Annotated in this window: 16 protein-coding genes, 1 tRNA gene and 1 pseudogene; 4 read left to right on the forward strand and 14 right to left on the reverse strand. The window is 64.4% G+C overall.

The window, feature by feature from the left end; translation table 11 throughout:
- Positions 1-14: 14 nt before the first annotated feature.
- Positions 15-2582, reverse strand: a pseudogene (locus V9L17_RS10525) (cation-translocating P-type ATPase); the annotation flags it as partial.
- Between the two features lie 204 nt (positions 2583-2786).
- Here V9L17_RS10525 and V9L17_RS10530 point away from each other — a divergent pair.
- A complete protein-coding gene (locus V9L17_RS10530; protein WP_337351400.1) occupies positions 2787-3239 on the forward strand; it encodes a universal stress protein in 453 nt (150 codons plus the stop codon).
- 47 nt (positions 3240-3286) lie between these two features.
- On the opposite strand, the gene V9L17_RS10535 is transcribed toward V9L17_RS10530, so the two are convergent.
- The 4 genes from V9L17_RS10535 to V9L17_RS10550 form a co-directional block, all read right to left on the reverse strand.
- Positions 3287-6436 carry an HAD-IA family hydrolase gene (locus V9L17_RS10535; protein WP_337351401.1) on the reverse strand — a complete coding sequence of 1050 codons (3150 nt, stop codon included), beginning with the start codon at positions 6434-6436 and terminating at the stop codon, positions 3287-3289.
- Positions 6433-7803, reverse strand: coding sequence for a phenylacetate--CoA ligase family protein (locus tag V9L17_RS10540; RefSeq protein WP_337351402.1), 1371 nt, complete (start codon positions 7801-7803; stop codon positions 6433-6435). The genes V9L17_RS10535 and V9L17_RS10540 overlap by 4 nt, the downstream gene beginning before the upstream one ends.
- A 93-nt stretch (positions 7804-7896) precedes the next feature.
- Complete coding sequence (locus V9L17_RS10545; RefSeq protein WP_337351403.1) at positions 7897-8166, reverse strand: SHOCT domain-containing protein; 270 nt, start codon at positions 8164-8166, stop codon at positions 7897-7899.
- 107 nt (positions 8167-8273) lie between these two features.
- Positions 8274-9233 carry a hypothetical protein gene (locus V9L17_RS10550; protein ID WP_337351404.1) on the reverse strand — a complete coding sequence of 320 codons (960 nt, stop codon included), beginning with the start codon at positions 9231-9233 and terminating at the stop codon, positions 8274-8276.
- A 222-nt stretch (positions 9234-9455) separates the two neighbouring features.
- Here V9L17_RS10550 and V9L17_RS10555 point away from each other — a divergent pair, with 222 nt between their 5' ends.
- Both V9L17_RS10555 and V9L17_RS10560 read left to right on the forward strand, forming a co-directional pair.
- The gene (locus V9L17_RS10555) at positions 9456-10400 is read left to right on the forward strand and encodes a PspC domain-containing protein (RefSeq protein WP_337351405.1); all 945 of its coding nucleotides are present in this window, start codon (positions 9456-9458) and stop codon (positions 10398-10400) included.
- A gap of 1416 nt (positions 10401-11816) precedes the next feature.
- A complete protein-coding gene (locus tag V9L17_RS10560) occupies positions 11817-12620 on the forward strand; it encodes an alpha/beta fold hydrolase (RefSeq protein WP_337351406.1) in 804 nt (267 codons plus the stop codon).
- Positions 12621-13112: 492 nt separating this feature from the next.
- Here the strand turns inward: V9L17_RS10560 and V9L17_RS10565 are convergent.
- Positions 13113-13194 (reverse strand) — tRNA-Leu (locus V9L17_RS10565).
- Between the two features lie 204 nt (positions 13195-13398).
- Between V9L17_RS10565 and V9L17_RS10570 the strand changes: the two genes are divergently transcribed.
- Positions 13399-14004 carry an ANTAR domain-containing response regulator gene (locus V9L17_RS10570; protein WP_066285573.1) on the forward strand — a complete coding sequence of 202 codons (606 nt, stop codon included), beginning with the start codon at positions 13399-13401 and terminating at the stop codon, positions 14002-14004.
- Between the two features lie 130 nt (positions 14005-14134).
- Here the strand turns inward: V9L17_RS10570 and pyk are convergent, their stop codons facing one another.
- From pyk to V9L17_RS10610, 8 genes are all read right to left on the reverse strand, one after another.
- Positions 14135-15625, reverse strand: coding sequence for a pyruvate kinase (gene pyk / locus V9L17_RS10575; RefSeq protein ID WP_337349200.1), 1491 nt, complete (start codon positions 15623-15625; stop codon positions 14135-14137).
- A 72-nt stretch (positions 15626-15697) separates the two neighbouring features.
- On the reverse strand, positions 15698-17155 hold the full coding sequence (locus tag V9L17_RS10580) for a glutamate synthase subunit beta (RefSeq protein WP_337349201.1): 1458 nt from the start codon (positions 17153-17155) through the stop codon (positions 15698-15700).
- Positions 17148-21761 carry a glutamate synthase large subunit gene (gene gltB, locus V9L17_RS10585; RefSeq protein WP_337351407.1) on the reverse strand — a complete coding sequence of 1538 codons (4614 nt, stop codon included), beginning with the start codon at positions 21759-21761 and terminating at the stop codon, positions 17148-17150. Before gltB ends, V9L17_RS10580 begins: the two co-directional genes overlap by 8 nt.
- 263 nt (positions 21762-22024) lie before the next feature.
- Positions 22025-23167 (reverse strand): prolipoprotein diacylglyceryl transferase, encoded by a 1143-nt coding sequence (lgt, locus tag V9L17_RS10590; RefSeq protein WP_337351408.1) that lies wholly within the window; start codon positions 23165-23167, stop codon positions 22025-22027.
- Positions 23168-23172: 5 nt separating this feature from the next.
- Complete coding sequence (gene trpA / locus V9L17_RS10595; RefSeq protein WP_337351409.1) at positions 23173-23985, reverse strand: tryptophan synthase subunit alpha; 813 nt, start codon at positions 23983-23985, stop codon at positions 23173-23175.
- Entirely contained in the window at positions 23982-25307 is a 1326-nt protein-coding gene (gene trpB / locus V9L17_RS10600) for a tryptophan synthase subunit beta (RefSeq protein WP_337351519.1), read from the reverse strand. Before trpB ends, trpA begins: the two co-directional genes overlap by 4 nt.
- Positions 25308-25400: 93 nt before the next feature.
- Positions 25401-26222: an indole-3-glycerol phosphate synthase TrpC gene (gene trpC / locus V9L17_RS10605; protein WP_337351410.1), complete on the reverse strand. Its 822-nt coding sequence runs from the start codon at positions 26220-26222 to the stop codon at positions 25401-25403.
- Positions 26222-26509 carry an HGxxPAAW family protein gene (locus V9L17_RS10610; RefSeq protein ID WP_337347849.1) on the reverse strand — a complete coding sequence of 96 codons (288 nt, stop codon included), beginning with the start codon at positions 26507-26509 and terminating at the stop codon, positions 26222-26224. Before V9L17_RS10610 ends, trpC begins: the two co-directional genes overlap by 1 nt.
- Between the last annotated feature and the right edge of the window lie 59 nt (positions 26510-26568).

Below are 26568 nucleotides of genomic sequence, written 5' to 3' on the forward strand. Positions count from 1 at the left end.
TTTGTTCCGTGCCGTCTTAGCTTCTTGTACCCCCAGTCGGCTGCCAGCACCGCCGGAACAGCCAAAGCGGCCACTCCGAACCCGAGGGGCGGCGGCGGGAGGTGCCCCAGTACGGCCGAAACAGGGACCACGTAGAGGCACGCCGCCAAAGCGGCGATTTCTGCCAGCACTGCCCAAAGCAGCAGCCGGTTGGTGAACCAGCCCTGTTTCCAGGGCGGCAGGGTGGCGCTGCGGCAGGCGAAGGCATTGGGCAGCTGGCCGAGCACGACGGCGGTGAACGCGGCGCCGGAGGCAGCCATCACCAGATCAGCATCCTGCGGGTCTCCGCGTACCCATCCGCCGGAGAACAGCACCATGGAGAACGCGGTCATTTCCATGAGGGCTTCCACTGGACCCAGCACGCAGAACACCCGGAACATCAGCCGGCGGTCCATCAGGTGCCGCTTTTCCGGTGGCCGCTTCAGCACACCCTTTCCTGGCGGCTCACCGCCAAGGGCGAGCGCGGGAAGCAGATCCGTGCCGATGTCGAGGGCGAGGATCTGAAGGACGCCGAGGGCGAGCGGAAACTGGCCGCCGGACAGTGCCCAGATGACGAACGGCGTCAGTTCGGCAACGTTGTCTGTCAGGTGGTAGGTGAGGAAGCGGTGAATATTGGAATACGTGGCCCGGCCCTGTTCGATGGCTGCGACGATCGTAGCGAAATGGTCATCCAGGAGCACTAGATCGGCAGCTTCACGGGCAACGTCGGTTCCGCTGCGTCCCATCGCCACCCCGATGTCGGCTTCCTGCAGCGCGGGACCGTCGTTGACGCCATCGCCTGTCATGGCGACCACGTGGCCGCGGCTTTGCAGCGCCTTCGCCACACGCAGCTTCTGCTCCGGGGAGACCCGGCTCACCACAATGCCATCACGGTCGAGCAAGGCGCCCAGGATTTGCTCGTCCTCAGGAAACTGCGATCCCTCCAGAACCAGTTCCGGGGATCCCATCAGGCCGATTTCCCGGGCGATGGCGGCCGCGGTCGCGGGATGGTCGCCCGTGATCATCCCGACCTTGATTCCTGCTTCGCGGGCGGTGCGGATCACCTCGGCTACATCCGGCCTGGGCGGGTCGTGGAGCGCGATCAGCCCAAGCAGGGTGAGGTCCACTTCCACCTCCTCGGGAAGGCGCCCCAGCCAGTCCTCCACAGGCCCGGCCAGCTCCCGGACAGCGACTGCCATGACACGCAGTCCCCGCGAAGCCATCGCTTCAACTTCCTCGGTTGAGGCACGTGCGGATGCTCCGCAGAGCGGCAAGACGGATTCCGGCGCCCCTTTCACGAAGAGTCTGGCGCCGACAATGACCGATTCACGGCGACGGCGCGGATCAAAGGCGAACCGCCGCGCAGGCTTCGCATTTTCAGGAGCGGACCCGGTAAGGCGGCGCGCCAGGACATCGATGGCCGCCTCCATCGGGTCCCCTTCGGTCCTCCACTCAGCTCCCTGGAGAACGGCCCTGCCCTGGGAGGCAGCCCGGGCCGCGAGCGCAGTTCTGGTGGCTGCGGAGATCGCGCTTCCCTCTATTTCGGCTTCCGGCTGGTAACCCTCCCCGGTCACCGTCACACGGCCGTCGGCGGTAAAGACTTCGACGGCGTTCATCCGGTTCTGCGTCAGCGTTCCTGTCTTGTCGGTACAGATGAAAGTCGTGGACCCCAGAGTTTCAACGGCCTCCAGGTTGCGGACCAGGGCGTTCCGCGCCGCCATCCGTTGGGCCCCCATCGCCAGCGAAAGAGTCACGGTCGGCAGGAGCCCCTCGGGGACCAGGGCAACGGCGACGCCGATGGCGAAGAGAAAAGCGTCGCGCCACGGAATGCCCACCAGCAAGGACACGACGAAGAAAAACCCTGCGACCGCCAGGGCTACAGCCGCAATGAGCCGGACGATCCGGCGCAGCTCACGGGCCAACGGTGTGGACGGAGATATGGTCCCGCTGGTCAGCGCGGCAATTCCGGCAAGCCTCGTGTTCCCACCTGTGTAGGAAACCACGGCGTCGGCTTCTCCGTTGATGAGGAACGTCCCGCCCCACGCGCTGTCCCCACTGGCCTTCGGCACAGCTTCACTTTCGCCTGTCAGCATGGACTCATCTACGGCACAGCCGGAGGCAACGGCCAGGACGACGTCGGCCGGCACCCTGTCGCCGGCCGTGAGGACGACGGCGTCACCCGGGACCAGATCACTGGTATGGACCCTCAGCAGGTGTCCATCCCTGCGGACGGAAACGTCAGCAGGCAGCAGACCGCGCAGTTTCGCAGCCGCGTGCTGGGCGCGTTCCTGCTGGATGTGGGCGAAGATCCCGTTGACGACGACCACCACGATGATGGCGACACCAAGCTCCGGCAGCCCTCCGACGAAGGCCAGAGCAGCGGCACACCAGAGCAGCAGTGCAAAAAAATGCGTCAACTCACCCAGGAGCTTCCGCCATTGTGGCACTGACTTCGCGGTCGGAAGAACGTTCGGCCCCGACTCCTTGAGTAATGCCGCGGCCCGTTCAGAACTCAAACCGGTTGCATCCAGCCCGGATTGCGGCGAACCCCCTTGTTGCGGCATTGACACTCCAATTTCGCGGAAGCCTGGTTCGTTGACAGGCTTCACCACGTGGGAGGACCCGTCTAGGGCCAAAGGTCATGGTGCGGGTCCGGGACGGGTGCGGACCCCGTGGCCGGCCTCGTGACCTTGGACCCTGTTCGCCTTTGGCAACCGGGACGATGCTTTGAGGAAGCCCTTGCACGTACGGCATTCGAGGAGTGGATCATGGCCAAAGCCGCGGAGGGGAAGATCATCGTCGGCGTTGACGGTTCTGATGCATCTATTGAAGCCCTGCGCCTGGGGTCCCGATTGGCGCAGGCCCTGGGGACCCGCCTGGAAGCCTGGGGGTGCTGGGAGTATCCGGCGGGTTACGAAGGGTACCTTGCCATGGGAGTGGAAGGGTTCGCCCACGATGCCGAGGAGAATCTGGAGCACTCACTCGGGGAAGCCTTTGGCCCCGAACGTCCACGCAATGTCAGTGCCAGGCTCGTCCACGGATCGGCACGGACGTCGTTGGTTGATGGAAGCAGGGGCGCCTCCCTGCTGGTGGTCGGACGCCGCGGGCGTGGCGGTTTCGCCGGGCTGCGGCTCGGGTCGGTCAGCGCCGCCTGCGTTGCCCACGCGCATTGTCCTGTCCTCGTGGTACACGCGCCCCGGGCGGAAGAACCCGGTTCGTAGGTGAGCCTGGTCCGTAGGTGAGCCCCGCCGTCGTTCTTTTTCTTTTCCTAGCCTGCCACAAGCGTGAATTGCCGTGTATCGCCGGCCCCCAGGAGGACACGTTCGGAGCCGACCTGCAGGCAGATAGCGGGGGCGTCACCGGGAGCCGCAGAGACGGTAAGTTGTCCGTGCTCAAGGTCGATTGTGAGCAAATGGTCCCGGTAGCGCAGATGGAAGGACACCGTTCTTATCCCTTTGGGCATCTTCGGGGAGAACAGCAGCGCGTCACCGGTAATTCTGAGGCCGGTGAAGCTCCGCTGCACAACGTCGATGGTTCCTGCCATCGCCCCGAGGTGGATCCCTGTCCGGGTGGTGCCTCCCTGTGTGTCGTCAAGATCGGCACTGAGCGCTTCCCGGAAGGTACTCCATGCCCGGTCCGGATCCCTTGCCGCCAACACTGAGGCGTGCGCCACCCGGCTGAGAGTGGAGCCGTGCGCCGTGCGTGCCAGATAGTAGTCCACCGTTTCTTCGAGCTGCGCAGGGGACACCACATAACCCATGCCGGCCAGGAAGAGCGTCAATTCCTTCTCGCCAAGAACGTAGAGCAGCATGAGCACGTCAGCCTGTTTGGCCAACCTGTACCGGTTCGTGCTGTCGCCCTCGGCTTCAAGGATCAGGTCCAGGCGTTCGATGTTCGTGTAGGCGCTCCGGTAATGCTCCCAGTCCAGTTCCTGCAGATCTTCGTATCCAGCGAACTGGCTAATGATGCCATCGTGGAATGGTACGAACATCCGTTGGCTGACATGCCGCCAGCCGGTGATTTCCGAAGGGTCTATCGCGAGGCGCGCCTGGAGGTCCTCAAGGTCGTGACCGTGGAGCAGGGTCATGATTCCGCAGGCTTGGGCGCATACCCAGGCAGCCATAACGTTCGTGTAGGCGTTATCGTCAAGCCCGGCGCGGAGGTTGTCCGGGTAGCCGGTGTGATACTCATCCGGACCCATGATGCCGCGAAGGTGGAACCTATCCGCTGTCTGGTCGTATTCAGCCATGGAGGCTACGAGCCGCGCGACTTCCACGATCAGTTCGGCGCCGTGGCGCAGCAGCCATTCCCTGTCCTGCGTGGCCAGGAAGTACTGCCAGGCGTTGAAGGCGACCGCGAGGCCTGCGTGCCGCTGAAGATGCGAATAATCCGGTACCCATCGGCCTGAGCGCCGGTTGAACAGCCAGAGCGGAGTTTCCTCCCTTCCGTCACTTCCGCTCTGCCAGGGGAAGAGCGCTCCGCGAAGCCCTGAAGCGGCGGCAGCTTCCCGGGCCGCCGCAAGCCTGCGCCACCGGTAATTTATGACGGAGCGCGCTACGGAAGGCATCCTGGAGGTGAGGAGGGGCAGCACGAAAAGTTCGTCCCAGAAGATGTGACCACGGTAGCCCTCTCCGTGCAGCCCGCGCGCGGGCACACCAGCATCGAGTTCAGCGGTGTGCGGGCTGAGCGTCTGGAGCAAATGGAAAACATGAAGGTTCAGGATCAGCTGCACCTGTGGGCTGCCGTCGATATCGATGGCGAACAGCCCCAGCAGCCTGCGCCAGGCGTCCTCGTGCTCGGAGAGCAACTGTTCAAAGGTTTGACCGGCAGCCCGGAGCATGTTGACCGCCGCCCGTGCCGGCGCGGAGACTGCACGGTCGCGGGACGTGACCACGGCGGCGGTCCTGGTGACCACCATCGGCTCGGCGTCTGACAGCTGAAATTCCCACGATCGGTACCTGACTCCCTCCTCCTCACCGGGATCCCCGCTGCCGGTCTGTCCGGAGATTTCCGTGCGCAGCGCAGTGGCGATCCGGATGTGGCTTTGGCTTGTTTCCACTTCCACTATCGGCATCGGTTCAGCGGTGTCCGATCCTTCCAGGCTGACCAGATGATGGTGGGCCAGCAGTGCGTCTTCCGGTACGTTCTCGTTGGTGATGCCGCAGTCCACGCCGCTGCGGATCACTGCGGGCCCGCTCCAGCCCAGAGCCTTGATGGTTGTCTCCAGTGCCATCAGGTGTGGTTGGGCCATGGACACAAACCTGCGTTGGCCCACTGCCATTCGGCGCCCGTCGGGCGCCTCCAGCACCACATCCCTTTCAAGGGTGGCCCTGCGCATGTCGAGCACCCGCCGTTCCCGGAGAATCTTCAGGCCGCCCCTGGACCACCAGTCCGTTCCGTCCAGCCGGAGGTCCAGTACCAGCCAGTTGGGCGCGTTCACCATATGCTCGTCCTCCACATCCTGGTCCTGAACCCTGCTCACCAGGCGGTTGTAGACCCCGGCAAGGTAGGTCCCGGGATAGTGCACGTCACTCTTCCTGCTCTCGGGAGCAGCTCCGCGCACAGCCACGTAGCCGTTTCCCAGCGTCGTCAGCGCCTCCCTGTGGCCTTCGTGGGCGGGATCGTAGCCCTCATAGATGAGACGCCAGGGGTCGGTGAGGACACGGCCCAGATCCAGCTGGCTCACATCAGTAAGTACGACGTCGGCACCCGCCGCCTCCAGTTCGGATCTCCTCTCTGCCCTGTCGATCCCAACCACCAGGCCGAAGCCGCCGCGGCGCGCCGCCTCAACGCCGGCTATGGCATCTTCGATCACCACCGCACGCGCGGGCGGGACTCCGAGGCGGTGCACAATGTCGAGGAACACTGCGGGGTCGGGTTTGCCTGGAAGGCCCAACTCCCCGGCGATGACGCCGTTCATGACGAGGTCGAAGGAGCGCGAGAGGCCTGCCGCGGCAAGGACGGCGGACGCATTGCGGCTCGATGTGGCCACAGCCACGGGGATCCGTTCCGAGCGCAATCTTTCAACAAGGGCGACTGTTCCCGGGAAGGTCCTGACGCCGTCGCGTGCCAGCCGCTCTTTGAACAGCTGGTCCTTTAATTTGGCCAGCCCTTGGACCGACCAGTCCCCGGCGGAGTCCCCATGGCCGCCTGCAGGCAGGGTCACGCCCCGGGACGCGAGGAAGGTTTCCACTCCGTCTTCCCGGGGTCGGCCATCCACGAATTTCAGGTAATCATTGGTGCTGAATTCATCCTTCCGCGCTTGCGGTGGAATCCGCGGATCCTCCAGGACCCCGTCGAAGAGTTGCTTCCATGCTGCTTCGTGCACGGAGGCTGTGTCCGTCACGACGCCGTCCAGGTCGAAGATGACAGCGTCAAAGGGAGACTGTGCCGCATTGGCGGTGGGTGATGTGGTCATGGCCGGTCCCTGCCGCCCGCCCATGCGCGCACAAACGGCGCTTTCCCCAGCGGCGTCCGTTCCACGTGATCAACCACGCGTATTTCCAATGGAAGCGGCGCAGCGTCGACCGCGGCGAGTGCGCCGGCCACCGCCGTCTGGACGCCCTCGATGGAGGTCCCCGGAGTGAGTCCCGCAAGAACTATCCGCAGAAGACCGGGCTCCTGAACTACCTGCCATCCTGAGGAGGCCGCCTGATCCAGGACGTGATGGAACACATTGGGGTGGATGTTCACTATGCCTTGCCTGCCGGGCAACTGCAGGACGTCCTCCAGCCGCCCTTCAATGTCCTGCAGCAGGGTAAAGGACCGGCCGCACGGGCAACCGCGGCCGCCCAGGCTGATGGAATCGGACATCTCATAGCGGATCAGCGGCAGTGTCCTTGAGAACAGAACGCTGACCAAAAGCCTGGCCCCGGTGCTTCCCGGCGGCACCGCCTTGCCGGCCTGGTCAACGGGCTCAATGAGGAGCAGGTCTTCGTAGATGTGCTTGTTCCGGAATTCGCAGGGGGAAGCGATCCCGGCCGTTTCGGTGGCGGCATAGACATCGAACGGGGCCGATCCCCACGCTGTTTCAAGGTCCGCCGCCGTCTGCGGGGTCAGTACCTCCGATGCAGACATCACACCCTGGGGCGAGATACGGAGCCGGCCGGCGAGCTGTTCGGCGGCGAGCGGCAACAAGGCGGAGGCGTAGCCGACGAGCACCCGGGGCTGGAAGCGGTTCAACGCCGCCACGGTGTCCTGCATCGGGGCGGTGACGTCCAGGCGGAGCGTGGGGACCAGCGCGGAATGGAGCGAAGCGCCGACTACAGCGGACTGGTGTGTGGGCACGAGGGAACTGACCAGGGCCACCTTCAGCGGCCGGCTGAGGCCTGCCGGGATTCCGGCCCAGTCATAGGCGCGCGCATAGGAGGCGAGGACGGTGGCCCACTCAGTGCGGTCCCAAAGGAAGGTTCCGCGCCGTCCGGTGGTCCCGGCCGTCGCCGACGCCCACCAACGTCCCTTCCACGGTATGCCCGGGTCTCCCCCGCTCTGCGTCAGGGACTGCAGATGGTCCTCAAGCAGCGCCAGGCTGAGTCCGGGTGCCGTGACGGCGTCGTCAAAGTTCTCCATCAGGTCTGCTTTGGTCACCGGCGGCAGGTGATCCAGGGGAGCGTCAAACAGTCCGGCGTGGTGGCGGCGATAGAACGCCGATCCTTCATATGCAGCGATCCGCAGGTCCTTCAGGGCCTCCTGCTGATGTTCCTCGATTCGGCCGGCATCCCAGCGGTCCCGCGGCCGCCATGCGGCCCGGAGGAACAGTACCCGGGACACGAGGCGAAGGTCCATGCCGCGGTCACCGGGCAGCTGCCGACCGGCACGGGAGGTCGCGGGACCCGCGTCCCGGCAGGCCGGGCGTTTTGGGCTGGGAAACGCTGTGGCTCATCTGTTGGGGCCGCGTCGGAGAACGGAGAGCCTGGAGGTGTATTCAGTCTCGTCGATTTCCCCGCGGGCGAACCTTTCGGCCAGCAGATTCTCCGCATAGCCAAGGCCTGTGCCGGGGCTGCCTTCAGTGTTGCGGCCCCGGGTGCTTGGTCCGAGGGCACGGGCCAGGAGAACGACGGCGGCGATGACAGCGCCCCAGAACAACACAAAACTGATAACCATGAGGACGTAGCCCCAGCCGCCCATATTCCCGTTCCAAAACATCATCTCGAGTCCTCCGGTGCCCGCCGGGGCAGCAATCGCACCGGCTCTGGGTTCACTGTCACCCTGGCCGCGTTGCAATGCCAGAGGCTTTGGTCCCGGTGCCACTGGGGTCAGGACCAGCCGAGCACGCGCAGGCACCGCAGGGTGGCGATGCGGCTTGCGCCCGGCGGTTCAAGCGGGAACCACTGTCTGCCGGGATACGGCGGGTAACGCTTCCATCGGCCGTCCGGACCCTGGGCCGAGCGGACCTTTTCCACAGCGTCTGCAAGGCGGGGATCAGGCGGGGAGCCGCTTGCCCTGGAGTACTCGAGTCCGCGGAGTATGTCGAAATGCCACTGTGGGGGGAACGGGAACCGGGTGAACTCACTCCTCGCAATCCGGCCGGTTGTGTGTGAGCGGTACAAGTGATGAAGGAGGAAGAACGCCCGTCCTCTTGCGGATGCTTCCCGCACATCGATGGCACCGCCTGCAAGGCGATAGGCGTGGAGTGCCTCGAGGACGGTGATGCTGGTGTGGAAGGAGCCGTGCCGGGAACCCGTCCTGATGGCCCGGCAGTTCCAGCCGCCGTCGGCGAGCTGGTCCCGCAGCAACCAGGTCACCGCCGCGTCCAAACGCAGGTCCGCGTAATGAAAATCGGAGGCCAGCGCCACGAGCATGCCTGTGATGCAGGTTTCCGGCGTATTGGATCCGATAGTAAGTCCTCCGTCGGTGTACGTGGCGCCTTCCCACAGGCATCGGCAGCCGTGAACGGCTCTCGGGTCCCCTGCAGGAAGGCCCAGCCAGCGAAGGAGGAGGAGGGTGTATGTCGTGGACGTCCACTTGGGCAGGTAGAGTCCGTGGGCCCAGGTGCCAGCTTCATCCTGTGCAGCCAGCAGCTGGGCGCCCCACCCTTCCGTTGCCACGCGCTGGCGCTCGGCGGCCACCGCGTCCGGGTGCGCGCCCACGAGATCTTGAAGGACCTGCCATCTCACGGCCGGATCGCCCTCAAGCAACCACTCGGTAACATCCTGTGTCGGGGAACTGGGAGGCGCCGTTTGTGCCGGGATCTGAGGTGCTGGGGGCTCAGTCATGGGAGCCACCAGGACCGCGGCTGCTGATGCATCGCTTCTCCCACGTCCTAGGCCAGAGCTCCTAGGCCAATGGCGGCCGGGCCTGGAAACTCCTGACCCTTCAACTTTACGTCTCCAGCAGCGTCGGGTAGGTCTTCCGCGCGGATCCCGTGACTTTCGGCTCTAATCCACGGTCCCGGTTAGGCGCATGTTGGACATAGGGAAATGAAGGGAACGGAGCGGATGACCACATTTGGAGGGTTTGAGCAGCCAGCGGGCGGAGCCCAGAACCCATCGACCGCACCCGTTCCACGGCGCGCGCCTTCTCCGGGCTTCGATTGGGTCCGCACGCAAAGCATCCGTCGAGCTCGAGACCGGTGGCTGGGCGGCGTGGCGAGCGGGATCGCACACAAAATGGGCGTCTCTCCGTTCGTCGTTCGGGCAGGCTTTGTAGGTATCACCCTGTTCTCGGGTCTTGGCCTCTTCGCTTATGGCCTTGCCTGGGCGTTGCTGCCCGGCGAGGACGAGCTCATCCACGCCGAGGAGGTCGGCCGCGGGCACTGGTCCGCTGGAATGACCGGAGCGGTGATCATGACCTTGCTCGGCCTCTCGGTTGCGGGCATGAATCCGGTCACAGCCACTTGGGGATTCTGGTGGTTCCTCTGGCCAGTGGTCTGGGTGGCCTCCGTCGCCGCGGTCGTTTACCTCATCATGAGTCGCGGGCGTTCAGGCGCGTCCGGCTCATCGCGTCCGCAGCCTCACCCCCCGGCGGCCCTCCGGTCCATGGAGAGCCCCGAACGGGGTACAGGAATCCCAATGGAAAGCGGGACTCTCTTCGCCGCCTCGCCTGCCCGGATCGGGCCTGGCAGTCCTCCGCATGTCCGGACCCGGCAACCCAGGCCAGATCATCAGGAGAAGCCCCTTGTCGCCGTCGTCACTGGTACGGCCGTGATCGTGGCGAGCGTGGCGCTCTTCCTGGGATCCGCGGGTGCCACTGACGTCAGCCGCCAGGCCGTGGCCTTCGCGTGGGCCGCGGCTGCGGCTGTCCTGGGACTGGGCATCGTCGTGGCAGGGCTGGCAGGCCGCAGCAGCGGCATCCTTGGCTTCCTCGCAGTTGCCGCATTGGTGTCCGCAGCATTGACCGGTTTCCTCAACGCTCCGACACCCGGCACGCGTACTCGCAAGTGACTACAAGACGGCATTTGCGGCTCGACTCACTGCTGCCGCCCGCGATTCCGGCGCCAACGACCCCGAGCGGCTCGGTGAGCAACTGGCGCTGCTCCTGGATGGCGCCTCGGCCCGCAGCCGAGTCCTCAACACCGACACCTTCGCCACCGCCGCCGCCATCGCCGCCGTCCTCGTCGACAACGCCATCCCCGCAGCATCGGCACCGGCCGCCGATTCGCTCAGGAACTGACCAGCCTGCAACGCCGCCCGGAACCGCTGCGCCAACAAAGGCCGATACGCCGACGACAACTCCGCACAACCCTCTTCACTCGCTAAGTGTTGCGACCACCGCAAGAACCCAACGATCGGCCTACGTGCATTGGAGGTGACATGTAGCGCTGCGAATACACCGCCATCTATCGCTGCGAACCAGAGGCTTGAGCCTTCATAGCTTCAATGACTGACTGTGCAGCTGAAGCACACCCAAAGCTGACGTCAGGGCGGAAGCCGGGGAGGTCAGAATGAGGTTCGATTCTCCTTGCTGACATTTGCCTGGCAACGCCCTTAGATCGAAACCTGACACTTGTGGCACGGCCCAGGGCTACGCGATATTGATGACCGGCTGGCACAGCCACTCCTCAGGAAGCCAAGCCCGCATCGATGTATGTCACTCTGACCTTCATGGTCGCTGGGCTTATCCGGGCGCAATCAGGGCGCTACATGCCGCTAGTCATCCGAAATTCCATTCCCCACTCCTAAGCGACAAGAATAACTTCCATGAAGCAGACGTATGTGTGGACAGTGTCCACACATACTTTGAGAGGACAAAGCGAGCACAAAACGGCTCCCGTGACGCCTACAAGGAGCCCTCCAAGAAGAATTCCGCGCAGGAGTCGGCGACGTCATGTTGAGCCCCGGAACCCCGAGCCATGGATAGGTGTTGGCCACCCACGACCAACCCGACAGAACCGGAACGAGGAACCATTCAACAGCTCCAGAGCAGGCGGAGCGTCCACTAGCCTGAGCGCTGAACCTCCACCCCACTCGCGGCGGCCAGGCCACCGCCCGCGCACCAGCGTCAGGGGACGCTACCACGCGCTTTATGCACACGTTAACCTTGCAAACACTAGGCTCCCGCGAAAACATGCGGAATCCGAGCCAATCCGTCGATGTACGGACCAATCCAAAGCCAAAAGTGTGGATATTGTCCACACTCTCTTATCGTCCCTTCGGCTACCCAACGCGGCTGTTTAGACGGCCGTCCGGGCAGGGTGCGATTTAGCTCCAATATGACGAGTAGGCCTTCGGAATCGGACCGGGCCCGAATAGGCACCGCACTAACCGGCAGGCCTCCTGCCGGAATCGACGAATCCCCTGGTGGCGGGTCTGTCCTCTGCAAGTTGAACGACCATACCCAATGAGAGGTAGCGTGAACTTGTGCATAACGTCCAATACGGGACCGGAACCCCAATCCTTATACTCCACGGGTTCTGTGTTGATCACCGGTTCCTGCTGGCATTGGACCCAGCGTTTGCCGCCGAAGGACAGTGGCGACGGGTCTATATTGACCTACCAGGTATGGGCGGGTCACACGCCGGACCAGAAATCGAAAGCGCCGACGCCGTTGCGAAGGCAGTGGTCGAATTTGCCAGGGACACCTTTCAGAACGAAAAATTCGCGATTTTTGGCAGTTCTTTCGGTGGCATGATCGCACGGCATCTCGCGGCTGAGTTTGGCGAACAGATCCTTGGGCTCGCCCTGCTCTGTCCTGTTGCAGTGGCGGAGCCTTCTGATCGTGCCCTGCCGCCTAAAACGGTACTGCAAGCGGACCCCCGGCTCTTGGAGTCTCTGGACGCCGAAGATGCGAGAGACTACGCAGAGACCGCGGTGATTCAATCCCCGGAGAACTGGAGCCGATTCCGCACCGCAGTCCTACCAGGACTACGGGCATTTGATCAGGAAGTAGTCAGTCGCATTATCAATAAATACTCGCTCACGGTTGAACCGGAAAGCGTCTCAGCCTCGTTCCAGCGACCTACCCTTATTATCTCGGGGCGGCAAGATAACGTTGTCGGTTTTGAGGACCAGATCGCGCTTTCAGCGAGTTACCCGCGATCCACGATTGCGGTCCTCGACAACGCCGGACACAACGCGCATCTCGATCAGCCCGAAATGGTCAACTCACTGATTCGTGAGTGGCTTGCCCGCGTCGAATGCGACAAATCGAGCGAATGCGGTTAGTCACACTGCCCTCCCTGAGATGCCCGCGTCAGCAAGCACTTTCGTTGGAGATAAGGGCCAGTACACAATCCACGGTTGCGTCCAGCCTCTTTGAGATTTGATCGAGAGTATTTTGGAGCCGCATCAGTTCCTTGGTTCCATCCCGGCGGGTGCCAGGATCCACGAGATCGCCGTTATATCCACTCCTGGCTTGAGCATTCCGCCTCTTGGGCCGAAACCAGCTGCCCGGTGACGAACTCCCCCCCCTCCTCGCACCCAGGAGCAGGCCAACACCCAACGGACTTAGACCCGGGTCAGCAAAAGCCTGCGCGGTCCCGCAAGCTAACTGGTCCCGTGCACTTTACGTTGAACGTCTATGCCGTGGGTTAGTTGGGCTGAAACCATTGCCACCCTGCAACCAACAAAGGCCTCGCGCGTCCACCTGCATGTCAGATAAGGTCAAGCTGTGTCAACAGTCGGAGACTAAGAAGCCGCTGACCTGCGGAAACACTGTGCCCGAGGTGGGACTCGAACCCACACACCTTTCGATACCGCATTTTGAGTGCGGCGCGTCTGCCAATTCCGCCACTCGGGCGCGGAATACATGAACCAACAGGGTACGCCCACAGCTGATTGTGAGCAACGCGATCACTTCACGTACGCGGAATTACTCTACATGCAGATAGGCTGAATTCCAGAATCGCGCCGCCGACGCCGCAAACGACCATGCAGATCAAAGTACGGCCGCGGGCGCACCTAAGATGGTGATGTTCCCGCCGTACCTTTCCAAGGAGATCCCGTGACTGAACAGACGGAGTCAAACCCCACGTCCCAGCCGGCGCGCCGCGTCATTGTGGCTGAAGATGAAACCCTCATCCGCCTCGACATCATCGAGATCCTGCGCGGTGAGGGCTATGAGGTTGTAGGCGAGGCGGACAACGGCGAGAAGGCCGTACAGCTCGCAGAGGAACTGAAGCCGGACCTCGTCCTAATGGACGTAAAGATGCCGGTGATGGACGGCATCTCGGCAGCCGAGAAGATCGTAAAGGCCCGCATCGCCCCTGTTGTGCTGCTGACCGCGTTCAGCCAGAAGGAACTCGTGGAGCGGGCCCGCGACGCCGGCGCCATGGCCTACGTGGTCAAGCCCTTCACCCCTGCTGACCTCATCCCGGCACTGGAGATCGCACTCTCCCGCCACGAGGAGATCAAGGCCCTCGAAAGTGAGGTCTCTGACCTCCAGGAGCAGTTCGCCACCCGCAAGCTCGTAGAGCGCGCCAAGAGCCTTCTGACCACAAAGATGGGCCTCACCGAGCCCGAGGCCTTCCGCTGGATCCAGAAGACGTCCATGGACCGCCGCCTCAGCATGCGCGAGGTTGCCGAGACCATCATTAACCAGGTCAACTAGCACCTAGCCACGAAAAGGACCCCGGCCGAATCGGCTGGGGTCCTTTTTAGTTGGGAGCAGGCAGAAAACGCAAAAAAGGAGGATCCCCGCCGGCCGGCGAGGATCCTCCCCTTTTGTTCTACCTAGAAGCCTAGGACTTCTTCTTCTTTTCCGGCCACGGGCCGAGCTTTTCCTTGTTCCCGGCTGCCTCGCCCGGGCCAGTGGTGTCGGCGAGGTCGCCCACCTTGTGGACCTTCAGCGAGTTGGTGGAGCCAGCCTTTCCGGGAGGGGAACCGGCCGCGATGACCACGAGGTCGCCGTCGTCCACCAATTCCATTTCCAGCAGGCTGCGGTCAACCTGGGCGGTCATCTCATCGGTGTGGCCCACCATGGGGACCAGAACCGGCTGGATGCCCCAGGTCAGCGCCAGCTGGTTCCACACGTGCTCCACCGGGGTGAACGCGAAGACCGGCTTGATGGGACGCAGGCGGGACAGGCGGCGTGCGGAATCGCCGGACTGGGTGAAAGTACAGATGTACTTCGCTTCAAGCTGGTCGGCGATCTCGACGGCGGCACGGGTGATGGCGCCGCCACGGGTCTTGGGCTTGGTGCCCAGCGGGGGGACGCGCTCAAGGCCGTGGACCTCGGTGGATTCGATGATCCGGGCCATAACCTTGACGGTTTCGATCGGGTACTTGCCCACGCTGGTCTCGCCGGAAAGCATCACGGCGTCTGCACCGTCGAGCACGGCGTTGGCGCAGTCAGAGGCCTCTGCACGGGTGGGGCGCGGGTTGTCGATCATGGATTCGAGAACCTGCGTCGCCACGATGACCGGCTTGGCCCAGCGGCGGGCCAGCTCGATGGCACGCTTCTGCACGATCGGCACTTCCTCAAGGGGAAGCTCCACGCCGAGGTCGCCTCGGGCCACCATGATCGCGTCGAACGCGTCGATGATCTCGTGGAGCTGGTCCACGGCCTGCGGCTTTTCGATCTTGGCGATGACCGGCACACGGCGGCCCTCTTCGTCCATGATCTCGTGCACGCGGACGATGTCGGACGCGTCGCGGACGAACGAGAGGGCAACCAGGTCGACACCGCGGCGCATGGCCCAGCGGAGGTCGTCCTCGTCCTTTTCACTCAACGCCGGAACGTTGACGGCGACGCCGGGCAGGTTGATGCCCTTGTTGTTGGACACCATGCCGCCCACGGTCACGGTGGCGACGACCTTGACGTCGTCGACCTCAATGGCGCGCAGCGCTACCTTGCCGTCGTCGATCAGCAGGGCATCGCCCACGTTGACGTCTTCGGTGAGGCTCTTCAGCGTGGTGGAGCAGATGTCCTTCGTGCCCGGAACATCTTCAGTGGTGATAGTGAAGGTGTCACCCTCGGAGAGGGCGTGCGGACCGTCCACAAAGCGGCCGAGGCGGATCTTCGGACCCTGCAGGTCGGCCATGATGGCCACCGGCTTGCTCAGGTCGGCCGCTGCCTTGCGGACGTTCTCATAGGTGTTGTCATGCACGGAGTAATCGCCGTGGCTCATGTTCATCCGGGCTACGTCAACGCCGGCTTCGAGTACCGCAAGGGTGTTCTCGTAGCTTGCGATGGCCGGGCCGAAGGTGGCCACAATTTTTGCGCGTCTCATATACCTACCCTAGTAGTTTGCTGCATGGATTAAGTTGTTGCGGAGGTGAACCCGTGGCGAACTGAACGGGTGTCAGAGAACCGCGATAGCACGGTCCGTCGGAGCCACCGGAGCGGGCAGGATGGTGCTGCCCATGAGAAACTTGTCCACGGCGGCGGCACAGGCCCGGCCCTCGGCGATGGCCCACACAATGAGCGACTGCCCACGGCCGGCGTCTCCGGCCACGAAGATGCCCTCGGTGTTGGTCATGTAGTAACCGTCGCGGGACACGTTTCCGCGACCGTCGAATTCAGCGTTGACCTGCTCGCTGATTCCTGCCGGCTCGGCGCCGGTGAAGCCCAGGGAAAGGAACACCAGGTCCGCCGGGATGATCCGTTCGGTGCCGGCCTTGGGCAGCCGCTTCCCGTCAACGAATTCAGTTTCGGCGACCTTGACGCCGGTGAGCTTGCCGTTTTCGCCCACAAACTCCACGGTGGAGGCGAGGTAGGTGCGTTCGCCGCCTTCCTCATGGGCGCTGGCCATTTCGAACAATGTGGGGAAGGTCGGCCAGGGCTGGTGTCCGGCACGTTCCGACGGCGGCTGCTTGCCGATTGCGAGGGTGGTCACCGACGCTGCGCCATGCCGGTGCGCCGTGCCCAGGCAGTCAGCACCGGTATCGCCGCCTCCCAGGATCACTACATGCTTGCCCTTGGCATGGATCTGGTTCTCGATGGTCTCCCCCGCCACCACGCGGTTGGCCGGCACGAGGTAGTCCATGGCGTAGTGCACGCCGTCGAGGTCGCGGCCCGGGATGGGCAGGTTCCGCGGCACGGTTGCACCGGTGGCAATGACGACGGCGTCGTAACGTCGGCGAAGCTGCTCCCACGTGACGTCGGAGCCCACGGCAACGCCGGTGCGGAAGCGGGTGCCTTCTGCCTTCATCTGCTCGATGCGGCGGTCAACCTGCTCCTTCTCCATCTTGAAGTCAGGAATGCCGTACCGGAGGAGCCCGCCAATCTTGTCGTCGCGCTCATACACCGCGACAGTGTGCCCCACACGGGTCAGCTGCTGTGCCACAGCAAGGCCGGCGGGGCCGGAACCGACGACGGCAACGGTCTTTCCGGTCAAGCGCGTCGGGGGCAGCGGGTTGACCCAGCCGTTTTCGAACGCTTCGTCGATGATGGACACTTCAACCTGCTTGATGGTCACCGCAGGCTGGTTGATCCCCAGCACGCAGGACGCCTCACAGGGTGCCGGGCAGAGCCGGCCGGTCCACTCGGGGAAGTTATTCGTGGCGTGGAGGCGCTCAATCGCTTCTTCGCCCTTATCCCGCCAGGTGAGGTCGTTCCACTCGGGAATCAGGTTGCCCAGCGGGCAGCCCTGGTGGCAGAACGGAACGCCGCAGTCCATGCAACGGCCGGCCTGTGCCTTCAGGACACCCTTTTCCTGGGCCTCATAGACTTCCTTCCAGTCCATGATGCGGACCGGAACCGGGCGTCGCGGCTGGGTTTCACGCTGGCGTACTTTCAGAAATCCGCGTGGATCAGCCACCGGTCACCTCCAGGATTCGAGACCATACTTCTTCGCCATCGGGGTCAAGGCCCTCTTCGATGGCGTCGAGACGGGTTTGCAGGACTGCCGCGTAGTCGCGCGGCAAGACTTTGGTAATGCGGGCAGCGGTGTCGTCGAAGTTCTCGAGCAGCCGCTGGGCGTGCAGCGACTCCGTCTCCTCGACGTGCTTGACCAGCAGGCCGTGGACGATGTCGCGGTCCTCGGCGTCGAGCTCCATGAGCTGGAGTTCGCCGGACTGCAGGGCATCCTTGTTCACGCGGGTGGTCTGCAGGTCCAGCACGTAGGCCGTGCCACCGGACATGCCGGCGCCGAAGTTGCGGCCCGTGCGGCCGATGATCAGCGTCTGGCCGCCGGTCATGTACTCGCAGCCGTGGTCGCCGATGCCTTCAACGACGGCAGTGGCGCCGGAGTTGCGGACCAGGAAGCGTTCGCCCACCTGGCCGCGCAGGAACAGCTCACCGCTGGTGGCGCCATAGCCGATCACGTTGCCGGCAATGACGTTGCTTTCGGCCTTGAACACGTTGGTGCGGTCCGGGCGGACGATGATCCGTCCACCGGACAGGCCCTTGCCCACGTAGTCGTTCGAATCGCCGAACAGGCGCAGCGTGATGCCGGCGGGCAGGAAGGCGCCCAGCGACTGTCCCGCAGTTCCGGTCAGCGTGATGTCGATCGTGTCAGTGGCCAGCAGGTCGGTGCTGAACGTCTTGGTCACAACGTGGCCCAGCATGGTGCCCACCGAGCGGTCGGTGTTGATGACGTCCACGGCGATCTTCACCGGGCTGCGGTCGGTCAACGCCTCGGTGGCCATCGTGATCAGTCGCTGGTCGAAGTGCTTGTCCAGCTCGTGGTTCTGCGAGGTCAGGTTGCGCAGGGGTGCGTCGTCGTCGAACTCGAGTCCGTGCAGGATCGGGTCCAGGTCCAGGCCGTCGGCCTTCCAGTGGTTGATCGCCTCACGGGCGTCCAGCACCTCGGCGTGGCCGATCGCCTCCTCGATGCTCCGGAAACCAAGCTCCGCGAGGATTTCGCGGACTTCCTCAGCCAGGAACTCGAAGAAGTTGACCACGAACTCGGGCTTGCCGGTGAACCGGGCACGGAGCTCGGGGTTCTGCGTGGCAACACCCACAGGGCAGGTGTCCAGGTGGCAGACGCGCATCATGATGCAGCCTTCCACCACCAGCGGTGCCGTGGCGAAGCCGAATTCCTCGCCACCAAGCAGGGCGGCGATAACAACGTCGCGGCCGGTCTTGAGCTGGCCGTCCACCTGAACTACCACCCGGTCGCGCAGGCCGTTGAGCATCAGGGTCTGCTGGGTCTCGGCGAGCCCCAGCTCCCACGGCACACCCGCATGCTTCAGCGAGTTCAGCGGGGAGGCACCCGTGCCGCCGTCATGGCCTGAGACGAGTACGACGTCGGCCTTGGCTTTGGTGACACCGGCGGCTACCGTGCCGATCCCCACTTCGGAGACGAGCTTGACGTGCACACGGGCCGAGGGGTTGGCGCGCTTCGCATCGTAGATGAGCTGCGCGAGGTCCTCGATGGAGTAGATGTCGTGGTGCGGAGGCGGGGAAATGAGTCCGACGCCGGGAGTCGAGTGGCGCGTCCGGGCAACCCAGGGGTACACCTTCTGCGCCATCAGCTGGCCGCCTTCGCCGGGCTTGGCACCCTGCGCCATCTTGATCTGGATGTCGTCGGCATTGCTCAGGTAAAGGCTGGTAACCCCGAACCGGCCCGATGCGATCTGCTTGACGGCAGAGCGGCGCTTCGGGTCCAGCAGACGGTCAACGTCCTCGCCGCCTTCACCGGTGTTGGACTTGCCGCCCAGCTGGTTCATGGCAATCGCAAGGGTCTCGTGGGCTTCCTTGGAGATGGACCCGTAGCTCATGGCGCCAGTGGAGAAGCGCTTGACGATGCTGGACACCGGCTCGACCTCTTCCAACGGCACGGCGGGACGGTCGTTCTTGAACTTGAGGAGCCCACGGAGGGTCATCAGGTTCTCGGACTGGTCATCCACGCCCTTGGTGTAGGCCTTGAAGATGTCGTACCGGCGCTCACGCGTGGCGTGCTGCAGGCGGAAGACCGTCTCCGGGTTGAACAGGTGCGGCTCGCCATCGCGGCGCCACTGGTATTCGCCGCCACCCAACAGGGGGCGGTGCGGCTGCTCGATGCCGCCTTCGGGGTAGGCCATCTGGTGCCGCGCGGAAACTTCTGCGGCGATGACGTCCAGGCCCACGCCGCCCAGCTGGGAGTGCGTGCCGGCGAAGAATTCGTCCACCAGTTCCTGTCCGAGGCCCAGGGCTTCGAACGTCTGGGCGCCGGTGTAGGAGGCCACGGTGGAGATGCCCATCTTGGACATGATCTTCAGGACGCCCTTGCCGAGGCCCTTGATCAGGTTGTAGACGCCGTCCTGCGGCGTGACCCCAACAACATCCCCGGAGGTGATCAGCTGTTCCACGGATTCCATGGCCAGGTACGGGTTCACGGCGGACGCGCCGTAACCAATCAGGACAGCCACGTGGTGTGTCTCGCGGACGTCGCCGGCCTCGACCACCAGGGCGGTCTTGGTGCGGTTGGCGCTGCGCAGCAGGTGGTGGTGCACGGCACTGACCAGCAGCAACGAAGGAATCGGGGCCCACTGCGCGTTCGAGTCACGGTCGGACAGCACAACGTACTGCACGCCGCGGTTGATCGCACCGGACACCTGCTCACAGATCTCGGTGAGCCGGGCACGCAGGGCGTTCTCGCCGCCCTCGGGGCGGTAAAGGCCACGGACCTTCATGGCCACGCGGTCGCCGTCGGGCGTTTCGATGTTGGCGATCTTGGCGAGCTGGTCGTTGTTGATCACCGGGAACGGCAAGGAAACCTGCGGCTGGCGGACCTGCTTGGTGTCCAGCAGGTTGCCGTTCGGGCCGATGGCACACGTCAGCGACGTGACCAGCTCTTCACGGATGGCATCCAGCGGCGGGTTGGTGACCTGCGCGAAGGACTGCACAAAGTAGTCGAACAGCAGGCGGGGACGCTTGGACAGCACAGCCACTGGCGTATCGGAGCCCATGGCGCCCAGGGGCTCGGCACCAGTACGGGCCATCGGGCCGAGCAGGATCTTGAGCTCTTCAGTGGTGTAGCCGAAGGTCCGCTGGCGGATGTTCACCGACGCGGCTGTGTGGACCACATGCTCGCGCTCGGGGAGGTCGTTGAGGTCGATCAGGTTGTCCTTGACCCACTCGGCCCAGGGGTTGGCCGCAGCCACCTCTGCCTTGACCTCTTCGTCGTCGATGATCCGGCCGGCGTCGGTGTCCACCAGGAACATCTTGCCCGGCGAAACACGGCCCTTCTTGACCACCTTGGAGGCTTCGACGTCGATCACGCCGACCTCCGAGGCGAAGACAATCAGGCCATCTTCGGTGATCCAGTAGCGTCCCGGGCGCAGGCCGTTACGGTCCAGGGTGGCGCCTACCAGGTTGCCGTCGGTGAAGGACACGGCGGCGGGGCCGTCCCACGGTTCCATGAGCAGGGAGTGGTACTCGTAGAACGCACGCCGTGCCGGATCCATCGTGGCGTGGTTTTCCCAGGCCTCGGGGATCATCATCATGATCGAGTGCGTGATGGGGCGGCCGGAGAGCCACAGCAGTTCGGCTACTTCGTCGAAGGACGCGGAGTCGGATGCACCGGGAGTGCAGATCGGGTACAGCTCTTCGGGCGAATCCCCCAGCAGCGGGTTGGCGAGCTGGGACTGGCGGGCGCGCATCCAGTTCCGGTTGCCCTTGACGGTGTTGATTTCACCGTTGTGGGCGATGGTACGGAACGGCTGGGCAAGCGGCCAGGACGGGAACGTGTTGGTGGAGAAGCGTGAGTGGACGATCGCCAGCTTGGTCTTGAACCGCTTGTCCGAGAGGTCCGGGTAGAACGGCTCCAACTGGGCGGTGGTGAGCATGCCCTTGTAGACGATGGTCCGGGAGGACAGCGACGGGAAGTACACGCCGTACTTGTTCTGGGCGCGCTTGCGGATCCGCCAGGCGCGGGAATCCAGCTCGTTGCGGTCCAGCTCCTCGCCGGTAGCCGAGGCCAGGAAGGGCTGCGAGAAGTAGGGCATGCAGGCACGCGCCATGGCACCGACGAGGTCAGCGACGATGGGGACCTCACGCCATCCCAGCACAGTCAGGCCTTCATCGGCGGCGAGGCCCTCGATGCCTGCCTTGGCGGCATCGGCTTCGCGCTGCTCAGCAGGCAGGAAGGCGGTACCGGCCACGTACTGGCCGGGCGCGGGAAGTTCGAATTCAGTGACGGCACGGAAGAACTCGTCGGGGATCTGCATCAGCAGTCCTGCGCCGTCCCCGGTGCCCTCGTCGGCGCCCACTGCACCGCGGTGCTCGAGGTTGCGCAGGGCGGTCAGGGCGGCGTCGACAATATCGTAGCCGGGCTCGCCGCGCAGGGTGGCGATGATCGCAAGACCGCAGGCGTCCTTCTCCTGCTCCGGGTTGTACAGGCCACGGGCCTCCGGCAGGGCCGCAAAGCGCTTGAACGGCGACATGGCAGCCTCAGGCTGGTCCGGTTCGGACCAGCTGGGAGTGTGAAGAGTTTGGCTCATGGGAGACGTCCTTCCTCCTGATCGTGCGTATGGAAGGGACACCGTTGGCCCCACTCGTCGGCGCCTGAAGTGATGGGCACAACAAAGTGTTAGTTATTGGAAATTGTAGGTCAGCACGACCTGCTGAACTAACAGTTACGCAGGCCCCCGACCCGGGCTTGACCGGCCAGCAGCTCTATGCTGGTCCGGGCTGTCCCGCTGCCACGACGCTGTGGTTGTTGGGCGCTGCGAGCGGTGGCTCTGCGACCCTGCTTGCCGGCTTGCTACTTGGTACTGCCAGCTTCCGGCGCGGTTCCTGTGGCTTTGCTGCCTGAGGTTCCGGCTGCCGGCGAATCCGTGACGGAATGCCTGCCTGCCGAAGTCTCCTGCTCCTCTTCCCCTGGGGTGGAAGGGCGCACGGAACCGCTTTGGTTATCAGGGAGATTATCACGCGATTCACTATCTGAGACAACAGGGTCCGTATCACGGACCGCTTCGCCGCCTTCTTCCGGCCCTTCGTTTCTAGGTGCACGGCCTTCCAGGTAAACGCTGTCCGGCACGGGTTTGCCCTTCATTCCCAAGAGAACGAAGACCACCAGCGCCACCACGAAGACCAGGATGCTGGTCCAGACATTCAGGCGCGCCGTGATGCCGAAGAGGTTGATCCGCTCAGCGTCATCGATCCGCATGGCTTCAATCCACACCCGGCCCAAGGTGTAGTACATGGCGTAGGCCCAGAAGAGCCGGCCACGGCGGAAGTGGAACTTTCGGTCCAGGGCCAGGAGGATCAGCACACCCGCGATGTTCCACAGCGATTCGTACAGGAACGTCGGGTGGAACAGGGTCTCGGCAGCCATCCCGGCAGGGAAGTTGGCGTTATCCGCATCGACCTGCAGGCCCCACGGCAGCGTGGTAGGCCCACCGAACAGTTCCTGGTTGAAGTAGTTTCCCCAGCGGCCAATGGCCTGGGCCAGCAGCAGCCCTGGAGCTGCTGCGTCCAGGAACGCCGTGAGCTTCACACCCGACCGGCGGCAGCCGATCCAGGCGCCCACCACGCCCAGCACCACTGCGCCCCAGATTCCCAACCCGCCGCGCTGGATCTGCGGGATCAGCCAGAGGTCCCCGGTGCCGTCGAACCCGGGACCAAAGTAGGCATCCGGGGAGGACACCACGTGGTAGAGCCGTCCGCCGATGATGCCAAACGGGATGGCCCAGATGACGATGTCCCAGACGCTGCCCTCCGGCGCTCCCCGCCGCGCCCAGCGGACGGACGTGAGCCACAGGCCCACGATGATGCCCGCCAGGATACACAAGGCATAGGCGTGGATGCGCAACGAGCCCCACGGCAGCGGGATGTCGAAGCCGGACCAGTCCGGACTCGGGATGCTGGCCGGCACCATGGCCGCGGCGTGGAGGAGGGTCTGCATCGGGGCTACTTCCTGGTCAATCCGGTACTGAGGTCTTTGGTCAGCTTCGCAACGGCGTCAACGCCGCCGTCCCTGATGGCGGACACGAGGGCCGTGCCCACGATCACGCCGTCGGCATAGGCGGCAATCTCCGCCACCTGCTCAGCGTTCGAGACTCCCAGGCCAACGCAGACGCGCTCGGCGCCGGCCTCCTTCGCCGCAGCTACAACGCCCTTGGCAGCCGAACTGACCGAGGACCGGGCGCCCGTAACGCCCATGATGGAGACGGCGTACACAAAACCTCGGCTCGCCTCCACCGTGCGCTTCATGCGTTCGGTGGAGGACGACGGCGCTACCAGGAACACCCGGTCCAGGCCGTACTTATCGGATGCTTCCATCCATTCCGCGGCCTCGTCCGGGATGAGGTCGGGCGTGATCAGGCCGGCTCCCCCAGCTTCGGCGAGGCGGCGTGAGAACTCGTCCACGCCCATCCGGACCACGGGATTCCAATACGTCATGACCAGCACGGCGGCGTCCGTCTGGCTGGTGATGCCGGCCACGACGTCGAAGACCTCGCGGACGGCGAATCCGTTGGCCAGGGCTTCCGTGGTGGCAGCCTGGATGACAGGGCCGTCCATGACCGGGTCCGAGTACGGGATGCCGATCTCGATGAGGTCGGCACCGTTCCGGGCCAGGGCGATGCCGGCGGCGATGGTGTCCTCAACGGTGGGGTACCCGGCAGGAAGGTAGCCGATCAGGGCCGCCCGTCCTTCTGCGCGGGCCTTGTCGATGGCGACTGCCGATTTGCTGGTGCTGGTGATGTCCTGAGCGCCGGTCACAGCTGCTCCCCTTCCTTGCCGATAGCGGCCTCTGCGGAGTCCTTGTCCAGCAGGTCGAACCACTCTGCTGCGGTGGCCACATCCTTGTCACCGCGGCCGGACAGGTTCACGATCACGATCTTCTGGGCTGCCTCGCTGGCGGTGCCGGCGTCTGCAGCCAGACGCTGGCCCACCTTGATGGCGCCGGCCAGGGCGTGTGAGGACTCGATGGCGGGGATGATGCCCTCGGTACGGCAGAGAAGGCGGAACGCCTCCATGGCTTCGCTGTCCGTGATGGGCTCGTAACTGACGCGTCCGATGTCGGCAAGGTAGGAGTGCTCCGGGCCAACACCCGGGTAGTCCAGGCCTGCGGAAATGGAGTGGGACTCAATGGTCTGGCCGTCGTCATCCTGCATGAGGTAGGAGCGGGCGCCGTGGAGCACTCCGGGCTTGCCCAGGGTTATTGTGGCCGCGTGCCGTCCGGTTTCGACGCCGTCGCCGCCTGCCTCGAAGCCGTAGATCTTCACGGAGGGGTCGTCGAGGAAGCCGTGGAAGATGCCGATCGCGTTGGAGCCGCCGCCGATGCAGGCGCAGACGGCGTCGGGAAGGCGGCCGGCCTGCTCAATGATCTGGGCCCGGGCTTCCTCGCCGATGACCTCATGGAAGTAGCGGACCATGGCCGGGAACGGGTGCGCTCCGGCGGCCGTACCCAGCAGGTAGTGGGTATTGCCGACGTTGGCAACCCAGTCGCGGAGTGCCTCGTTGATGGCGTCCTTGAGGGTCTGCGAACCGTTGGTCACGGGGATCACCGTGGCGCCGAGGAGTTCCATCCGGGCCACGTTCAGTGCCTGCCGGCGGCAGTCCTCCGCGCCCATGTAGACAACGCATTCCAGGCCGAGCAATGCGGCGGCAGTGGCGCTGGCCACGCCGTGCTGGCCTGCACCGGTCTCGGCGATAACGCGGGTCTTGCCCATGCGCTTGGCCAGGAGGGCCTGGCCAAGGACGTTGTTGATCTTGTGCGAGCCGGTGTGGTTCAGATCCTCGCGCTTGAGGAAGATCCGCACTCCCCCGGCGTGCTCGGCGAAGCGCTTGGCCTCGGTCAGGAGCGACGGTCGGCCGGAGTAATTCTTGTTCAGCTCAGCGATCTGGGCGATGAAATCCGGATCAGCCTTGGCTTTTTCGAACGTGTCCTCGAGTTCGTCCAGGGCCGCGATCAGTGACTCGGGCATCCACCGGCCTCCGTAGGAGCCGAAGTAGGGTCCCGGGGCGTGCTTGAGGGAGCCGCCCTGCAGGAATGCATCCACCGAGCCTTCGTCAGAGCCGGCTGTCGGCGCTTCGGCCATCAGTCTCACCATCCTGTTCACTTTTCACTAAATAGTTGTCATGCGGCATCCCATGGCTGCCTGGGCAACCGGGCTGGGATGGGGCCGCCGCTGCTAGGCGCGTGCGGCGATGGCTGCGGCGCCTGCCGCGGTAAATTCGGCGATCCGCTCACGCGGGGTTGAGTCGCTCACCAAGGCTTCGCCCACCAGGATGGCGTTGGCGCCACTGGCGGCGTAATGGGTGACGTCGTCGACGCCACGTACGCCGGATTCGGCGATGACCAGGGCCTCGGCCGGAATCATGCCGGCGAGGGAGGCGAATACGGAACGGTCGACGTCGAGCGTTTTGAGGTTGCGAACGTTCACGCCGATGATGCGCGCCTGTGCCGCTACCGCGCGTTCGATTTCCTCTTCCGTGTGCGTCTCAACCAGCACGTTCATCCCGAGTTCCCGGCTGAGCGCGCTGTATTCCTGGAGCTGGCTGTCCGAAAGTGCCGCGACGATGAGCAGGATCAGGTCCGCGCCGTGGGCACGGGCTTCCCAGATCTGGTACTCGTCGAGGGTGAAGTCCTTGCGCAGCAGTGGAACCTCCACCCGGGCGCGGACGGCGTCCAGATCCGCGAGGGAGCCGTTGAAGCGGCGCTGTTCGGTGAGGACGCTGATGACGGCGGCACCGCCGTCGGCGTACTGCGCAGCGAGCGAAGCCGGATCCACTATCGCGGCCAGGTCGCCTTTGGAGGGGCTGCGGCGCTTGATTTCGGCGATGACCTTCAGCTGGTCCCGACGGGCCGACGGTCCATCGAGGGCCGCCCAGGCGTCACGCGCGGGGGCAGCGGCAGAGGCCAGGTCCTTCAGTTCCGCGAGGGAAACAAGGCGCTTCCTGGCCTCCATATCCTCCCTGACACCGGCGTTGATGTCATCGAGAACAGTCGCCATCAGTGGCCGGAGTTCTTCAGCTTGCTGCCTTCGACGCCGTAGCCTGCCTTGCGCATAACGTAACCCAGGATCAGGCCGAGGACCATGACGGCTGCGCCGGCGATGAAGATCGGGGTGTTTGCGATAACGAAGGCGATGGAGCAGACCAGCGCGCCGACCAGCATCACGATCACGCAGGTCCAGGCTGCCGGGCTGTTGCCGTGGCCGAGTTCCTGGCTGTGGTCAACGCCGTGGTGGACAGCGGATTCCGTGGCGGACTTGGACGCGGACGCGGGTGCTTTGCTCATGTGAATCTCCTCAGGATCAATACTGCTTACATTCTGCCATTTTTTGGCCGGGACCCCGT

This window comes from Pseudarthrobacter sp. CCNWLW207, assembly GCF_037203945.1.
Lineage (GTDB): Bacteria > Actinomycetota > Actinomycetes > Actinomycetales > Micrococcaceae > Arthrobacter.

What these genes read in the sequence shown, in the direction of transcription:
- gltB (WP_337351407.1), bottom strand. Translation starts at nt 21,761, where the DNA reads ATGAGCCAAACTCTTCACACTCCCAGCTGGTCCGAACCGGACCAGCCT.
- V9L17_RS10545 (WP_337351403.1), bottom strand. Translation starts at nt 8,166, where the DNA reads ATGATGTTTTGGAACGGGAATATGGGCGGCTGGGGCTACGTCCTCATG.
- V9L17_RS10530 (WP_337351400.1), top strand. Translation starts at nt 2,787, where the DNA reads ATGGCCAAAGCCGCGGAGGGGAAGATCATCGTCGGCGTTGACGGTTCT.
- pyk (WP_337349200.1), bottom strand. Translation starts at nt 15,625, where the DNA reads ATGAGACGCGCAAAAATTGTGGCCACCTTCGGCCCGGCCATCGCAAGC.
- V9L17_RS10555 (WP_337351405.1), top strand. Translation starts at nt 9,456, where the DNA reads ATGACCACATTTGGAGGGTTTGAGCAGCCAGCGGGCGGAGCCCAGAAC.
- trpB (WP_337351519.1), bottom strand. Translation starts at nt 25,307, where the DNA reads ATGGCCGAAGCGCCGACAGCCGGCTCTGACGAAGGCTCGGTGGATGCA.
- V9L17_RS10535 (WP_337351401.1), bottom strand. Translation starts at nt 6,436, where the DNA reads ATGACCACATCACCCACCGCCAATGCGGCACAGTCTCCCTTTGACGCT.
- trpC (WP_337351410.1), bottom strand. Translation starts at nt 26,222, where the DNA reads ATGGCGACTGTTCTCGATGACATCAACGCCGGTGTCAGGGAGGATATG.
- V9L17_RS10610 (WP_337347849.1), bottom strand. Translation starts at nt 26,509, where the DNA reads ATGAGCAAAGCACCCGCGTCCGCGTCCAAGTCCGCCACGGAATCCGCT.
- V9L17_RS10550 (WP_337351404.1), bottom strand. Translation starts at nt 9,233, where the DNA reads ATGACTGAGCCCCCAGCACCTCAGATCCCGGCACAAACGGCGCCTCCC.
- V9L17_RS10540 (WP_337351402.1), bottom strand. Translation starts at nt 7,803, where the DNA reads ATGGACCTTCGCCTCGTGTCCCGGGTACTGTTCCTCCGGGCCGCATGG.
- lgt (WP_337351408.1), bottom strand. Translation starts at nt 23,167, where the DNA reads ATGCAGACCCTCCTCCACGCCGCGGCCATGGTGCCGGCCAGCATCCCG.